This window comes from Futiania mangrovi (assembly GCF_024158125.1).
Lineage (GTDB): Bacteria > Pseudomonadota > Alphaproteobacteria > Futianiales > Futianiaceae > Futiania > Futiania mangrovi.
The window spans coordinates 1,054,843-1,070,083 of sequence record NZ_JAMZFT010000002.1; the positions used below are offsets into that span (position 1 = coordinate 1,054,843).

Annotated in this window: 14 protein-coding genes; 4 read left to right on the forward strand and 10 right to left on the reverse strand. The window is 68.6% G+C overall.

The window, feature by feature from the left end; genetic code table 11:
• Nucleotides 1-7 precede the first annotated feature (7 nt).
• From NJQ99_RS11885 to NJQ99_RS11910, 6 genes are read right to left on the reverse strand one after another with little or no spacing between them, the layout of a single operon-like run.
• Nucleotides 8-784: an SDR family NAD(P)-dependent oxidoreductase gene (locus tag NJQ99_RS11885; RefSeq protein WP_269333047.1), complete on the reverse strand. Its 777-nt coding sequence runs from the start codon at nt 782-784 to the stop codon at nt 8-10.
• The gene (locus tag NJQ99_RS11890; RefSeq protein ID WP_269333048.1) at nt 768-983 is read right to left on the reverse strand and encodes a hypothetical protein; all 216 of its coding nucleotides are present in this window, start codon (nt 981-983) and stop codon (nt 768-770) included. Before NJQ99_RS11890 ends, NJQ99_RS11885 begins: the two co-directional genes overlap by 17 nt.
• Nucleotides 980-2,332, reverse strand: a complete 1,353-nt coding sequence (locus NJQ99_RS11895; RefSeq protein WP_269333049.1) for a phenylacetate--CoA ligase family protein — start codon at nt 2,330-2,332, stop codon at nt 980-982. Before NJQ99_RS11895 ends, NJQ99_RS11890 begins: the two co-directional genes overlap by 4 nt.
• Before the next feature lie 9 nt (nt 2,333-2,341).
• The gene (locus NJQ99_RS11900) at nt 2,342-2,770 is read right to left on the reverse strand and encodes a Zn-ribbon domain-containing OB-fold protein (RefSeq protein ID WP_269333050.1); all 429 of its coding nucleotides are present in this window, start codon (nt 2,768-2,770) and stop codon (nt 2,342-2,344) included.
• Nucleotides 2,771-2,780: 10 nt separating this feature from the next.
• On the reverse strand, nt 2,781-3,938 hold the full coding sequence (locus tag NJQ99_RS11905; protein ID WP_269333051.1) for a thiolase C-terminal domain-containing protein: 1,158 nt from the start codon (nt 3,936-3,938) through the stop codon (nt 2,781-2,783).
• Entirely contained in the window at nt 3,938-4,720 is a 783-nt protein-coding gene (locus tag NJQ99_RS11910; protein WP_269333052.1) for an enoyl-CoA hydratase/isomerase family protein, read from the reverse strand. The genes NJQ99_RS11905 and NJQ99_RS11910 overlap by 1 nt, the downstream gene beginning before the upstream one ends.
• Before the next feature lie 284 nt (nt 4,721-5,004).
• On the opposite strand from NJQ99_RS11910, the gene NJQ99_RS11915 reads away from it, so the two are divergent.
• A complete protein-coding gene (locus tag NJQ99_RS11915) occupies nt 5,005-5,781 on the forward strand; it encodes a FadR/GntR family transcriptional regulator (RefSeq protein WP_269333053.1) in 777 nt (258 codons plus the stop codon).
• A gap of 72 nt (nt 5,782-5,853) precedes the next feature.
• Here the strand turns inward: NJQ99_RS11915 and NJQ99_RS11920 are convergent, their stop codons facing one another.
• From NJQ99_RS11920 to NJQ99_RS11930, 3 genes are all read right to left on the reverse strand, one after another.
• Nucleotides 5,854-6,255: a hypothetical protein gene (locus NJQ99_RS11920; protein ID WP_269333054.1), complete on the reverse strand. Its 402-nt coding sequence runs from the start codon at nt 6,253-6,255 to the stop codon at nt 5,854-5,856.
• A 72-nt stretch (nt 6,256-6,327) separates the two neighbouring features.
• On the reverse strand, nt 6,328-8,178 hold the full coding sequence (locus tag NJQ99_RS11925) for a sodium:solute symporter family protein (RefSeq protein ID WP_269333055.1): 1,851 nt from the start codon (nt 8,176-8,178) through the stop codon (nt 6,328-6,330).
• 11 nt (nt 8,179-8,189) lie between these two features.
• Nucleotides 8,190-8,456, reverse strand: a complete 267-nt coding sequence (locus tag NJQ99_RS11930; RefSeq protein ID WP_331283325.1) for a DUF4212 domain-containing protein — start codon at nt 8,454-8,456, stop codon at nt 8,190-8,192.
• 259 nt (nt 8,457-8,715) lie between these two features.
• Between NJQ99_RS11930 and NJQ99_RS11935 the strand changes: the two genes are divergently transcribed.
• Together NJQ99_RS11935 and NJQ99_RS11940 are read left to right on the forward strand one after the other, a co-directional pair.
• The gene (locus NJQ99_RS11935; protein WP_269333056.1) at nt 8,716-9,342 is read left to right on the forward strand and encodes an esterase; all 627 of its coding nucleotides are present in this window, start codon (nt 8,716-8,718) and stop codon (nt 9,340-9,342) included.
• Complete coding sequence (locus NJQ99_RS11940) at nt 9,342-11,477, forward strand: DUF294 nucleotidyltransferase-like domain-containing protein (RefSeq protein WP_269333057.1); 2,136 nt, start codon at nt 9,342-9,344, stop codon at nt 11,475-11,477. The genes NJQ99_RS11935 and NJQ99_RS11940 overlap by 1 nt, the downstream gene beginning before the upstream one ends.
• 77 nt (nt 11,478-11,554) lie before the next feature.
• Here the strand turns inward: NJQ99_RS11940 and NJQ99_RS11945 are convergent, their stop codons facing one another.
• Nucleotides 11,555-12,673 carry a helix-turn-helix transcriptional regulator gene (locus NJQ99_RS11945; protein WP_269333058.1) on the reverse strand — a complete coding sequence of 373 codons (1,119 nt, stop codon included), beginning with the start codon at nt 12,671-12,673 and terminating at the stop codon, nt 11,555-11,557.
• Nucleotides 12,674-12,887: 214 nt separating this feature from the next.
• On the opposite strand from NJQ99_RS11945, the gene NJQ99_RS11950 reads away from it, so the two are divergent.
• A complete protein-coding gene (locus NJQ99_RS11950) occupies nt 12,888-15,089 on the forward strand; it encodes a coiled-coil domain-containing protein (protein ID WP_269333059.1) in 2,202 nt (733 codons plus the stop codon).
• Nucleotides 15,090-15,241 lie beyond the last annotated feature (152 nt).

The following is a 15,241-nucleotide window of genomic DNA, read 5'->3' on the forward strand; positions in this document are numbered from 1 at the left end:
ACTGCCCTCACATCGCCATCTGTCCTCCGTCGACCGGCAGGGCCACGCCGGTCAGCATCCGCGCCTCGTCGGAGGCGAGGAACAGAAGTGCGTTCGCCGTGTCCTGCGGTTCGGGCATGCGGCCAAGCGGGATCGTGGCGCGCAGCCGCGCCATCGCCTCCTCGCGGTCGCTGGCCACGCCGGACAGGAAATGCTGTAGCATCGGCGTCTCGGTCACCGTTGGGCAGACGGCGTTCACCCGGATGTTCTTCGGCGCGAGTTCGAGCGCGAGACTGCGCACAAGACCGACCAGGCCATGCTTGGCAACGGTGTAGAGGCTGAAGTTCGGCTTCGCCTTCAGGCCCTGCAGAGAAGACGTGTAGAGCAGGCACGCGCCTGCGGGCGACGCGGCCGCCTGCCGTTCGAGCGCGGGAAGCGCCGCGCGCGTCATCTTCAGGCTGCCCATGAGGTTGAGCCCGATGACACGATCGAGCGTCTCGTCGTCGATGTCGGCGAACGCCCCGGTGAACGGCCCCCCGGCGTTGTTGTGCAGGATGTCGAGCTTGCCGAAGCGGTCGAGCGTGAAGGCAACGGCGCCTGCGCAGTCATCCGTCCGGGTATGGTCGCAATGAACCCACGCGGCCTTGTCGCCGAGCGCCCGGGCGAGGTCGCCGGCGCCTGCGTCATCGATGTCGGCGATGACGACGGACGCGCCTTCTGCCACGAACCGCTCGACCACCGCGCGGCCCAGCCCCGAGGCCCCGCCGGTGACGATCGCGACCTTGCCCTCAAGACGTCCGCTCATCCCCGCCTCCCGGAAATCCAGCCCCGCCGGCAAGATCGGCAATGTCGTCCCCCGCGATGGAGAGAAGCCCGTCGATCCGGCCACGCAGGACTTCGGCCTGTCCCTGCAGCAACGGATCCGGCGCCGCACACAGCCTCTCCGCGAGGCTCCGCATCTCGCGCAGGACGGCGACCGCGTCGGTCTTGTCGCGTCCGTTCATAGCCGGTACCCCGACTGCCGCTCGTCGGTCCAGCGGCGCGCCTTGTAGGTGAACTCCGGCAGTTCGGTCCGGTCCACCAGGGTGACCCGCATGGTGACGTTCGTTCGCTCCTTGACGGCGCGGCAGATGCGCTCGGGAACGCTGTCGGCGCCGCATCCCTCGCGGACCGCGACGCGCAATTCGACCTCGGTCCGGCCTTCGGCGTCCGTGAAGGCCCGGCCGACGTACTCGGCGACCTCGGGAAAGGCGAAGACGGTCGCGTCCACCGCGTCGGGCCAGACATTGTTGCCGCGGATCTTCAGCATGTCGTCGTACCGCCCGACGCCGCCGCATTCGATCGCGCCCAGCCCGCGGCCGGTGTCCTGCGGCGCGAAGTAACGCACGCGGTCGCCGGTGCGGAAGCGGATGACGGGGGAGGCCTCGACGGTGAGGTTGGTAACGACAAGCTCGCCCTCCTCGCCCGAGGCGACGTGGCGCCCCGTTTCGGGGTCGAGCACTTCGCACAAGGTCATCCACTCGAACATGTCCATCGTGCCGCGCCCGCCGCCGGGGGCGACCGCCCCGTGCGGACCCGTCGACGCGGCGAAGCCGATGCATTGGGTGCTGCCATAGCCCTCGTGCAGCGGGCAGCCCCAGATCTCCTGAACGCGGCTTGCCCATTCCGGCGGATAGCCCTCGGCGGCGATGAACACGCCCACAAGATCCGGGAACGCCTCGCGCGGGGAGGAGCCCAGCGCGCCCAGAACCTCCGTCAGCCGGTGCAGGAAGTTCGTCGAGGCGTAGATGAAATGGATCGGCCGGAAGCGCATCATCAGCTCGACCTTGGCCTCGGTCGACAAGGCCGCAGGCGGCGTCAGCGCCGTGGCGCCAATGAGGCGGATGCCCTCGGTCGGTCCCCATCCGCCTGTCGTCATGCCGCCCGTGGGCACGCAGTTCAGGACGGTGTGACCGGGACGCAAGCCCGCGCGGAACCAGGGCAACGCATGAAGATAGCCGAGCGTCTGGACGTCCGCGTGGGTGCGGCCATAGGCCTCCTGCCCCTGGCCGGAGGTGCCGCCGGTGAGGTTTATCAGCGCAACCCGCTCCCGCGGAACGCAAAGCCGCGTCCCGAACGGAGGGTGCGCGGTCTGGTCCTCGAGGAAGTCCGCCTTGGTCGAGAACGGCACCAGGTCCCGGAATGCGTCGAGGCTGCCGATCCGGTCGGGCGCCGCCCCGGCCGCATCCAGCTTCGCCCGGTAGAACGCGCTCGTCCGGTAGACGCGGTCCAGCAATGCCGAGACGCGCCGCATCTGGATCGCCTCGATCCCCGCGCGGCCAAGCCGGTCATATCCGGACGACAGGGCGATCATGGCGCGCGCCTACTCCCCTCCCGACGATCCGGCGGCCGGTACGAAGAACGGTAGGGTGATTTCCGGCGTCACCGCGTCGAACATCGCCTCGACGCGCATGTCGGCGGCCACGTCCTCCGGTTCCAGACCGCGGATGTTGGCCACCATGCGCACACCCTCGTCCAGCGTCACCAGGGCGACCACGTACGGCACGTCGCCGGCGTAGACCTCCCTCGGCACCGGGTGGCGCACGACGATCCAGCTGAACACCCGGCCACGCCCGCTCGCGCGGATCCAATCGAACGCGCCCGACCGGCAATGCGGGCAGTAGGACGTCGGCGGAAAGCGCACCTGGCCGCAATCGCTGCACTTCTGGATCAGCAGCAGACCCTCGCGGCAGCCGTCCCAGAATGGCCGCGTTTCCGGATCGGGCGATGGCAGTGGCTTGTCGTATCCCATGAGCCCTCTCCTAGTTGTGCAACACCATGGCGCTGCCGCAGGTCATCGCGCCCGCTGTGGTCAGCGCCACCTCCGCGCCCGCGATCTGGCGCGGTCCGCTTTGTCCGCGGAGTTGCTCGACGGCCTCGACGACATGGTTGAAGCCGTGGATGTACGCCTCCGACAGCAGTCCGCCGTGGGGGTTCACGGGCAGCGCGCCGTCGCGCGCGATGGCGCCGCTCGCGGCAAACGGGCCGCCCTCGCCTTCCCTGCAGAAGCCGAAGCCTTCGAGCTGCATGACGATCGAATAGGTGAAGCAGTCGTAGATCAGCGCGAGGTCCACGTCCTTCGGGCCGACGCCTGCGCTCTTCCAGAGTCCGTCGGAGATGTACTTCGCATAATTGTGCGAATGGTTCGGCCAGCGGATCGCGTCGAACAGGTCCTCGCCCTGTTGCGGCCCTCCGCCATAGGCGCCGCCCGCGACGAAGACCGGCTTGTGCCGCATGTCGCGGGCCCGCTCCGCAGAGGTCACGACGACCGCGCATGCCCCGTCGGATTCGAGGCAGATGTCGAGCATCCGGAACGGGTCGACGATCTTGCGCGAGTTGAAGTAGTCGTCGAGCGTGATCGGCGTGCGCTGCATCGCCCGCTCGTTGAGCACGGCATTGTCGCGCAGCGTCACGGCGATGGTGCCGAGCTGTTCGTTTGTCGTGCCGTACTCGATCATGTGCCGGCGGCACCACATCGCCATCGCCTGCGGATAGGTGATCCAGCCGAAGGGCGCGGTGAACTGCGTGATGCCGTGGGCGGCCATCTGGCGCCCTCCGCCGAGGCGGAAGCCCGACCGGCCGTTCATCGCCCGATAGCAGACGACGGTCTTCGCAAGCCCTGCCTCGATGGCGGCGATGGCGCTCAGCACGATCAGGTTCGCCGCGTTCCCGCCGGCGAGGAAATCGACCGCGTAGCCCGCCTCGGGCACGCCGATCTCCGTTGCGACGGCGATGGCCGGCACGGAGTCGTTGAAATTGTAGCTGATGATGCCGTCGACATCCTCGACCCGGAGCCCCGCATCCTCGATTGCCTTCATGCAGGCTTCGCTCGCGAGGCTGCGGACGGTACGGCCGGAATTCTTGGTGTAATCGGTGTAGCCGACCCCCGCGATGGCGCATTTGTCGCGCGCGCTGAACATCACGTCTGGTTCCCTTGCTGCTTGGCGCCGCCGAACACGGGCTTGCGCTTCTCGCTGAAGGCGGCGAGCCCTTCCATCGCGTCGGGCTCGGTCGTCGCATAGGTGTGGACGTACGCCTTCTCCATCTCGATCCCGTCCGCCAGGGATCCCTTGAGGCCGGTGTTGATGAGGTATTTCGCGCCCTTGAGGCCGGCCGGGCTGGTCTCCAGCAGGCGCGCCGAGAGATCGTCCGCGGCGCGTTCGAGATCGGCCGCAGGCACGGCGAGCGTAACGAGGCCGATCCGCGCCGCCTCCGCGCCTGTGATGAGCCGGCCGGTGAAGATCAGGTGGCGGGCGTGCATCACGCCCACGACCCGCGGCAGGCGCTGAGAGCCGCCCGCGCCCGGAAGCTGGCCGAAATTCACATGGCAGTCGCCGATGCGCGCGTCGTCCGCCGCGATCACCACGTCGCAGGCGAGGATCAGTTCCAGCCCGCCCGCGACGCACGCGCCGTTCACCACGGCCATGTAGATCTTGCCGGAGTCCTCGATCGCCCGGTTCAGCGCCTGGAAATCGTCGAGAAACGCCTGAAACGCCACCTTGTCCCGGTAGAGTGCCTTGTAGCCCTCGAGGTCGCCGCCGGCGGAGAAGGCACGCCCGCGCCCCGTGATTCGCACGATGCGCACGGCGTCGTCGGCCTCCAGCGCCGCGACCGTGTGCAGCAATGCGGCCACGGTCTCCTTGTCGAGCGGGTTCATCTTCTCCGCCCGGTCGAGCGCGATCCGCGCGATACCGCCGGACACCTCGACAGTGTGTCCCTCGCCCTGCCGCGCACCTTGGGAAGCCCCGTTTCGCACGTCCTGCCTGCACCCGTTGGTCCGCCTGTTCCGGCGGCATCATTTTCTGTTTGCCCAACTGTGGAATTGTCGGACAATTGACAAACCGTAGCTTGCGACCCTAAGCCGATCAAGCAAAGATCGTTGCCTTGGACCCGCCTGTGACGGCAGAAGGGGCGCGTACGACCCCTCTGAACCTCGCCGAATTCGGGCGGTTGCGGCCGATACCGGCTGCCAGAACGGAAAAACGCATGACAGAACCGCAGTTCTCCGTCATCGAGCGCTTGCCGACCTACCGCCTCGTCTACAATGCGATCCAGAACGAGATCATGAGCGGCCGGCTCAACGTGGGCGACCGCTTGCCGTCGGAAACCTCGCTTGCCGAGCAGTTCGGCGTGAACCGCTCGACCGTGCGGGAGGGGATCAGGCTGCTGGAGGAGAGCGGGCTCGTCACCCGCAGCGGCGCGGGGCGCCCGCGTGTCGCGCTGCCGCACTTTCTCGACCTCGCGTCACGTGCGAGCCGCGCGCTGATCCTCCATTCCGTGACTTTCCGGGAGCTGTGGGAGGCCGCGGTAATCATCGAGCCGGCGACGGCCGAGTATGCGGCGACCCGGATCGACGAGGCCCATCTCGAACGGCTGGCCGCCAACATCGCCGCGATGGAAGAGATGGTCCTGACCGTGGAGAGCGGAGGCCGCGTGGACACCGACGCCTTCGTCTCGCTCGACACGGAGTTCCACGAGATCATCTCGGAAAGCGCCAGCAATCGCGTCCTGGCGCTTGCGCGCGAGCCGGTCAGCAGGCTGTTCATTCCCGCCGGCCGGATCATGCTGCCGCGCCTCAACACCCATCGCCGGGTGCTGGTTGCGCACCGGCACATCTACGATGCGTTGCGCGGCCACGACGCGCCGCAGGTGCACGAGTGGATGAAGCGGCACATGGAGGACTTCAAGCGCGGTTACGACGCGACCGGCCTTGCGATCGACATGGCGCTCGACGCCGCCGCCCTCGGCCAGACGGCTGACTGACCGGACGCCCCGTTCGCTGCCGTCAGCCCATGCCAGCATGACGGGGGTGGCCCCGGCCGGGGGGCGCGGGCGTCACAGTGCGGAGGCGATCGCCAGGTAGAGCACGATGAACAGGGGCGGCACGCCGAGGTAGGCGTCGCCGAACAGGAAGAGCTTCAGGAAGAAGAACAGGAACGCCCCGTAGAGCGCCACGGCGAACGGCAGCAGGAATGCCGGCGTCACCGGCCCAACGAGCGCCAGCAGCGGATCGGTGATCCGCCGCAGGACCGCGAAGAAGGCAATGTCCCGGTCGATGCCGATCACAAGCTCGAGTATCCCGCGGGAGAACAGCAGCGCCGCGAGCGCGGTCAGCGCATAGGTACCCCCGAGATAGACCGCCACCATGCCCGGCGCGCCGCCGAGCAGGAAGGTGGCGACGGCCATCGCATAGGTCAGCACGAGGATCACGATGCCTGTGAGGGCCGAGGCCTGCATCACTGTCTCCAGTTCCGGACAGGAAAAAGTGCAGGGCCCCGAGGGGCCCTGCACCGTGTCTTATCAGGAGTGTCAGTGCGTTTGCACCATGATACTCCCGCCCTTTGGCAATCGTAGTCGGTCCACGAAGTCCTGCATCTCCTGTGTCGGTGCAGGCGTGATGAGCGATACGAGATAGGTGACGATGAACGCCACGGGCACCCCGAACACGCCCGAGGAGATCGCCGCGACCCCGAACCACTTGATCTCGTCGCCGGACCCCTTCACGAAGTCGAAGCCGTAGACGTTGCCGACCAGGTAGTAGAGCGTCACGCCGAAGCCCGCGGCCATGCCGACGACCGCGCCGATGTTCGTCGTGCGCTTCCACCAGACCCCAAGCACGAGCGGCGCGAAGAGCCCCGCCGCCGCGAGCGAGAACGCCCAGGCCACCATCGACAGGATGTCCGACGGCTTGGTCCGGGCGAGGAACGCCGCCGCCAGGGCCACCACCACAAGGAGGATCTTCGCGACCATCAGGCGGCGCTTCGTGTCCGCCTTCGGGTCGATCATCTTGTAGTAGACGTCGTGCGAGAGCGCGTTGGCGATGGCGAGCAGCAGCCCGTCCGCCGTCGAGAGCGCGGCGGCGAAACCGCCGGCCCCCACAAGGCCCACGACCCAGATCGGCATGCCGGCAATCGACGGCGTCGACAGCACGATCATGTCGTTGTTGAGCCGCAACTCAGAGTAGGGGAAACCGCCGACCAGGCCCTTGCCTTCGCAGGCCGCGGTGATTGCCGCGACGCTTTCGGCCTTGGCGCCGCAGATGGTGACGAGCTGGTGGCCCTCGATCGAGCCCCACGCCAGCATCCATTCGGGGATGGCGCTGAAGGCCAGCTGCAGACCCTCCGCATTCGCGAAGAGGCTCATCAGGTTCATCTTCGAGAACGCCGCATAGGCCGGCGCCGTGAAATACAGCAGGAAGATGAAGAACAGCGACCAGCCCACGGACTTGCGCGCCTCACGCACGGTGGGCGTGGTGAAGAAGCGCATGAGGATGTGCGGCAGCGAGGCGGTGCCGACCATCAGGCAGAAGATCAGGAAGAAATAGTCACGGGGCGAATAGGTGGTGAAGGGCGCGACGTGCGACTTCGCCACGTTCAGCAGCTGTTCGTACTCCGCGATCTGCGTCAGCGCGCCGCCATAGGTCAGCTGCGGGATCGGGAACCCGAACTGGACGGTCGACATCCAGATTGCAGGCAGCAGGTAGGCCACGATCAGGACGATGTACTGCGCAACCTGCGTCCAGGTCACGGCCTTCATGCCGCCCAGCATCGAGCAGACCAGGATGCCTGCGAGGCCCGCGAACACCGCATACTCGAAGGCGATGCCGAGGAACTGCGAGGCGATGATGCCCGAGGCGTAGACCTGCGCCGTGATGTAGGTGAAGGAGCAGGCGAACAGGACGACGATGCCCACCAGGCGCGCGAGATTGCCGCCGTACCGGGTGCCGAGGAAGTCTGGCACCGTGTAGGCGCCGAACTTGCGCAGGTAGGGGGCGAGCAGCACCGCCACCAGCACGTAGCCGCCGGTCCAGCCCAGCACGAACGCCAGCCCGTCATAGCCCAGCACGAACAGCGTGCCGGCCATGCCGACGAAGCTCGCGCCCGACATCCAGTCCGCGCCCGTCGCCATACCGTTGTAGACGGCAGGAACGGTGCGGCCGGCGACGTAGTATTCGGCAACCTGTGCCGTCCGTGACATGATGCCTATGAAGGCATAGATGCCAATTGTCGCGGCCATGTACATCCAAAGGATGAACCTGTCGGGAATTCCGACCATGGAAAGGATGGCCATCAACAGCACAAAGGCGGCAAAGCCGCCTACATATATGCCATAGATCTTGCCGAGATTGTCGGTGAAGTCGCCTTTCATCGAGAGTGCCATCGTTCTGCTCCTCAATCTTCAGCGACGCCGAATTCCTCGTCTATCTTGTTCTGCCTGTGGGAGAACCAGAAGATGAGGACGACGAAGACCACGAGCGAGCCCTGGGCTGCCATGTAGAAGCCCAGCGGAAAGCCGAAGATCACAATGCTGTTCAGAGACGTGACGAAGAAATGGATGATGAAGCTGAACACAGCCCAAATGGCGAGCGTCACCCACATGAGGTTACGCGTCTTCCCCCAATGAGCCTCCGCCTGTTCCGGCGGTAGCAATTCTGTCAAGTTGAGCCCTCCCCTTTTGATGCGCTTGGAGATATTGGAGGCACGCCAATATCTCCTCCCCCGCCAGTTTTAACTGTGCGCGCAAGTCCGGTTTTGTCGACCGGTTACTAGATTCGCGTTCGAGCCGCGGGGTAAACAGAAATGCGCCAGTTCATATTTGCGCAATCCCCGATTCCTGTCAATTATAGTCAAAAGTCGTAAGGCCTTACGACTGGGGTGTCCGGACGGGGCACAGTGTTCCGCGGACGGGGAGGATGCGATGCGGGATCTGATCGGGTCGCTGCTGCCGTCGCGGCGGGCAACGGACTGGCCGTCTGCCGTGGAGGCCATCCGCGCCGGTGCGGCCTATCTCGCGCAGGGCGCGAGCTATTCGTACCTGCGCGCGCGCACGCTGCTCGCGGGTCCGCGGCTCTTCCAGGACGCCGACTTCGGCTTCGCGCTCGATGTCTGCAAGTGGGAGGCGTTCGGCGTCGCTGCGCAGGACCTGATCCTGATGATCGAGGCGGAGCTGCGGCCGTCGCTGCCTGTGGATGCGCGCCTGCGCGCGGCCGGGCTCGCCCGCCTGTATCGCGAGGTGATGGAGAGCGAGGCCGTGCCGCCGCATCGCGCCGGGCGGGGCTGGGACGACCTTTATTCGGAGTTCGACGCGCGCCTCGCGGTCTTTCTCGCCCGCCCGCCGCTGAAGCCCGACGCGATCTCGATTGCAACCGCCCTGCGTCTCCTGGACCATGCACCGATAGAGGACAGCGTGCGCGAGGCTGACCGCATGATGGTCGTGAACAACACCGCCTTCCGGTTCATCGAGTACCAGGCGAAGCTGCGCCGCACGCTCGACATGCGCGCGCTGGCCGCCCTGCTTGCGCAGCGGATGACGGACGCCGCGTGATGCGGGCATCCTCGGCGGCTCCGCTCATCGCGCTCGATGTGGTCGTCATGGATACCGAGACGACCGGCCTCGACGTGCGCCAGGACCGGATCGTCCAGATCGGTGCGCTGCGGATGCGCGGCGCCGATATCCTCGACGGCCACGCGCTGGAGCTTTTGCTCGACCCGGGCGTGCCGATCCCGCAGATCGCAACGCGCATCCATGGGCTGGCGGACGCCGACGTGGCGGGAAAGCCGGGCTTCGCCTCCGCGGTGCGGGACTTGCGCGACTTCATCGGCGACAGCGTCGTGGTCGGCCATTCGATCCAGTTCGACCTCGCCATCCTGCGGCACGAGGCACGGCGGCACGGCATCCAGTGGGAGGAACCGCGGGCGCTCGACATCGCGCTGATGGCGGCGGGCCTCGACCGCGAACTGGTCGACACGTCGCTCGACAGCCTGGCGCTGGCCCACGGCGTCGCGATTTCGGGCCGGCACACCGCACTGGGCGACGCGACGGCGACGGCCCGCGTCTATGCCGCCATGCTGCCGCCCCTCATGGCGCAGGGCGTTCGCACGCTGGGCGAGGCCGAGGCGGTCAGCAGGCGCGCCGGCGACCTGATCGCGCGCCAGGAGCACGCGGGCTGGTACGACCGGCCGGGAGAGCGGCCGAGCCTCGCGCAGTCGGCGCTCGAAGCCGGGGGGCAGCGCGCCATCGACAGCTTTCTCTACCGCCAGCGGCTGGGGGACGTGATGACGCATCCGGTGCTCACCGTCGCGGCGGACGCGCGGCTGCACGATGCCGCTGCACTGATGCACGATAAGGGCGTGGGCTGCCTGTTCGTCCATGCCGGGGATGAGACCGGCATCGTGACCGAGCGGGATGTCCTGCGTCTCTTCGCGCTCGAGGGCGGGGCCGCGGCCTCCGTCCCGGTCGGCGAGGTGATGAGCGCGCCCGTGATCGCTGCCCCGGCGGACACATTCCTCTACCGCGCGCTCGGGCTGATGGCGCGCCGCAATTTGCGCTACATGGGCGTCACAGATGCCGGCGGGCGCGTGACGGGCCTGTTCACGCTGCGCACGCTGCTGCGCGAACGGGCGCTTGCCACGCTCACGGTCGGCGACGAGATCGCGGTTGCCGGGACGGCCGGAGAACTTGCGCGGGTCCAGGCGGCACTTCCCGATCTTGCCGGGGGGCTGCTGGCCGACGGGCTGGAGGCGCGCGCCGTCGCCGCCGTGATCGCGGCGGAGGGCCGTGCGATGACCGCCCGCGCCGCTGAGATCGCGGAGGCGGAACTGGTCGCGGAAGGTGCGGGGCCGGCGCCTGCCGACTACGCGCTCCTCGTGCTAGGTTCCGGCGGGCGGGGGGAGAGCCTCCTCGCCCCCGACCAGGACAATGCGCTGGTCGTCGCCGACAGCTATGCGGGCGATCTCGACGCGCCCGGCGACTGGTTCACACGGTTCGCCGTGCGCTTCACGGAGATCCTCGACCAGGCGGGAATTCCGCTGTGCAAGGGCGGCGTCATGGCGCGCAACCGGCCCTGGCGGCGGCGGCTGTCGGAGTGGCGCACCCAACTCGAGGCCTGGTCGCACAAGCCCGAACCGCAGGCGCTGCTGAACGTCGACATCTTCTACGACTTCGCGCCCGCGCACGTGTCTGCGCATGGCGCCGCCCTGGCCGAGGCGTTGCGCATGTCCGCGACCGAGACCGCGCGCGCCTCGCCGGGCATGCTGCGCACCATGGGAGAGCTGGCGGGCTCGCACGCGGCCCCGCTCGGCTTCTTCGGGCGCATCCGCAAGGACGACGCCGGACGTGTCGACCTGAAGTCGGGCGCGCTCCTGCCGATCACGGCGGGCGCGCGCGTGATCGCGATGCGCCACGGGATTACTGCGCTCTCGACGCCCGAGCGGTTCCTGCAGGCGGCCCGCGCGTCAGGCCGCAGCGAGACCGATGCCGCCATGATGGCCGAGGCGCACGGTCTCATCCTCCGCCTTGTGCTCACCCAGCAGATCGCCGACATCGCGGCCGGCATCCGTCCGGGCAACCGTGTCGACGTCGCGGCGCTCGGGCGGCTCGACCGCGATCACCTGCGCGAGGCGCTGGGGCGCATCGACACGATCCGCGAGATGTTGCGGGACATGCTCGCAGGCATCTGAGGGGGCGCGGCACATGTGCCTTTCGGTGCACTGCGAAGGTTTCGCGGCCAGGGACGGGCGTCGCGTGCGAGACGCCTTCACGTCCGACGGATCCCCTGCGCGAGGGAAAGCGCAAGGCTGACGAGTTCCGCTTGCCGATGGGTGTCCGTCTTCGCCATGGCGTTCTTCAGCAGAGTACGCGCGGTGTGGAGTGCGATGCCCGCTTTGCCGGCGTGGGCGGCGGGGCTGTCGCCACGGCAGAGCGCTGCCGTCAGCAGCGCCTCCGCCGGCGTGAGGCCCAGGCAGGCGGCGATCAGGGCGGGGTCGGGCGCGGCGGGGCGCGGTTCGAACAGGCGAAGCAGGACAGCGGGACGGCGCGTGCCCTCCCCGATGCTCGGCGGCAGCGGCAGCGCCTCGGCCAGCAGGGGTGTGCCCGTCCTGTCGCGGGCGATGGAGACGATGGCGCTGTCCGGGCCGCGGCCGGGGCGGGCTTGACCGGCCAGGAGCGCGTCGAGCCTGGATGTGTCCACCGGGCGGTCGCATCGCAGGCGCCCGTGGCTGAGGCGCAAGCCGTCGCCGGCAGAGAGCAGCGCCGCGGCGTCCGCGTTCGCGCGCAGCACGCGCCCGTCATGGCCGAGCAGGATCACCGCGCCTGCAAGCCTGTCCAGCAGCGCATCCAGCACGGCCTCGGTCCGCGCCATGCGTCCGATGATGCGGTGCAGGCGCAGTGCCTTGACGAGATGGGGGCCGAGGCTGGCGAGACGATCGCGCTCGGCGCGGGTGAAATGCCCCGCCCGCCGGCCCCTGCGCACGATCATGTAGGTGGAGCGGTCGCCGCTGCGCTCCAGGTCGATACCGAGCAGGTGGACGGACTCCAGCGGCAGGTAGAAATCATTGTAGATCTCGCTGCGTTCGTAGGCCTGCTGGTCGGGATAGTCGGCATCCGTGTAGGCGAGGCCGAGCGGTACCGACTTGAAATAGGCGAAGAGGGGGCTCAGCGGTGCGTAGTACGCCTCGTAGGCGTGCACCGTGTCCTCGGGCACGGCAACCGCATGCGCCCGCACGGTGGCCGTTCCCGTGCGCGTCTCCTGGTGGATGAGCGCGGCCTGGGCACCGTGAAACGTGCGCGCAAGGTCGCCCGCGAGCGCTGACCAGCCTTCGTCGATCACGGTGTCGTAGATGCGCGCAATCAGCTCCGCAGGAGGTGAAGCCGCCATCACAGGATCCTCTGGCGCCGGTCTGGCGCCCCCGAACCTACGCCGCCCAGGACATCACTCCACGCAAACCTATACCACAAATGCGGTATGACGGCCCAGCCGATCTCCCGCAGGCTCCGTGTTGCCCGCGCTGCCGGGGCGCTTCGCCAGTCGCTGCCGCTTCGACCGCCATGCCCCCGGCTATGCGCTCGTGCATGCAGAAGGAGGCGCCGCCATGCCTGCCAAACGAACGCTTTGCCGCGCCATTGCCGGAGGAGTCGCGCTGATCGCCGCGGCGGCCCCGCTACAGGCGCTTGGCGGGGTCAGGACGCCGGACTGCGCCGGGATCGAGCCCTGGGCCGTCAGCATCGATCCCGACGACCGCTGGAACCCCAGCCCCGTGGACCGGCGCTTCTGGCTGCCACGGCAGTTCGACGCACCCGACGTCCAGGCCCTGTTCGGGGCGCCCGTGCTCGACTGGACACTGGAGGATGTGAAGACCGTCCGGTCCCTCCTGGGGAAATGCATGAACGAGGCGCGGCGCGCGAAGAGGTACGAGGTCCAGAAGGCGTTCAACGCCGCGCGCTCCTTCGTCTCCGGCAATCTGAGGGCCCATATCCGGCAGAATGCGCGCGCCGACCGGAAACTCGACAGGTCGCTCGACAGCCTGCTCGATCTGCCGGATTCGCCGGCGCTGCTTCGGGTTCTGGCGCTCCTCAAGGGCGCCGAGGCGGGGAACCGGGACGCGCTGGAAGGGACGGAGCGCGATATTTCGCGCATCCGGGGGCAGGAGGCGCGCGCCGCCCGCGGCGTCGTGCTGTCGGCCCGCAGCCAGACGCCGGAGGAGTATGCCGCCGACGCTCTGCCCCGGCTCGATGCGCGGTATGGCGACCTTCGCGATGCCTACATGGAGGAGGCGGAGACGCGGCTGAGAGGCCACCCACCCGGCGCGCCCGGCCTCGCCCGCATCGAGGCCGTTCTGGGAGAAACGCAGGCCCTTTATGGCGATGGCCTCGCCGCGGGGGACTATGCCACGCTCGATGGCGTCGCCGAGGAGGAACGCGAGGCGCTGCGCGACGGCATCCTCGCGCAGGCGCGTGCGGACATCGATGCGCTGGCGCAAGAGGCACGATCGCTCGATCGCGCCGACAGCATCGCGTCCGTGGCGTCCGGGTCGCTCGATCCGGAGCGGTTGTCAAACCTGACATCTCATGCGCGGACCCGGCAGCAGGAAATCGCGCTCGGGCTTCTCGACGCCGCGGAGCGGCAGGCGGTGGCGCTGCCCGCAACGCTTGCAGGCATCGCCGAACTCGATGTGCTGGCGAGCGAAACGCTGCGCGCGGCAGGCCGCCATGCCGGGACGGAGCGCGCGCAGCGGTTCCGCAACGGCATCGACGGCCGGCGCAACGCCATGGCCAGGGCGGCACTTGGCGAGTTTGCAGATCGTGTTGCATCCTTGCCGGAGGACGAGAGCGGCGTGCGCGACCTCGCGGCGCTGGAGAACCGCGTGGCCGGATGGGACCGGATCGCGCCGGACACGCGCGACGCCTATCGCGCCGTCGCCGAGGCGCGGCGCGGGCAGATCGAGACCGCCGTTGCCGAGGCGGCCGCGGCGCGCGAGCGCGAGCGGCAGCGGAGCGTCGTGGCGGATGCGAAGGCCCGGCTCGAAGCCCTGCCCGTCGATTTCGATTCGCTCGGCAAGGCCGATGCCGTTGTCGAAACCGTGCGCACGGCCAATGTCGCGCCCGCGCTGCTGCAGGAGGTGGAGGCCCACAGCACACGCCGTAAGCAGGCGCTGGCAGACGGCATCCTCGCGGAGGTCGTGCCGAAGTTGCGCGAAGGGCCGCGCGATCTCGACGGGTTCGGGAAGCTGCTGCACATCGTCGGCCTCGTGCTCTCGAAGACGGAGCAGGCAGCGAGCCCGGATGCGCTGCAGACGTTCCGGGATGAGGCCGAAGCGATCGCCACGGCCCTCGGCCGCGAGGTGTTTCCCGCGTTCGAGGCGGAACTGGACGCCCTGTCCCCGGACCGGAGGGGCATGGCGCGGGCGGAAGCGGCGGCAGGCTGGGCCGAGCGCATCGCGCATGTCGATGCGGGGCTGCGGGACCGCTATGTCGGCGCCGCGCGTGCCCGTCTGGACGCCATGTCCGCCGAGGTTGCCGCCCGCGAGGCCGACCGGCGTGCGCGCATCGTGGCAGCGGGCGGCGATCCCGATCTCGTCGGCCATATGTTCCGCGACGGCAATGGCATATCGTCGCTGGAGTTCGTCGACGAGAGCCGGGTGATCTTCGCGATGATGGGCATGCGGTTCGGGGGCACGTACGAGGTGGTCGCCGACGACATCTTCGTGGAGGGTCCGAACGGAAGCATCGTCTTTGCGCGGCAGGGCAACACGCTGACCGGCATGGGCCTGGCGCTCACGCGGGTGGAGGAGTGATCCCGTGGGCGGCGGTTGCGGCCTTCTGCGGGCTCGCCGTCCGGTTCAAGCCCCCCGGGGCCGGGCCGACGCCGCGTGCCGAGAGGGGTGGTTCGGCGCACCGCAGGGGGCGGGAGCCGTCCCGGAAATCGGAACGGCTCCCGCCGGCAAGC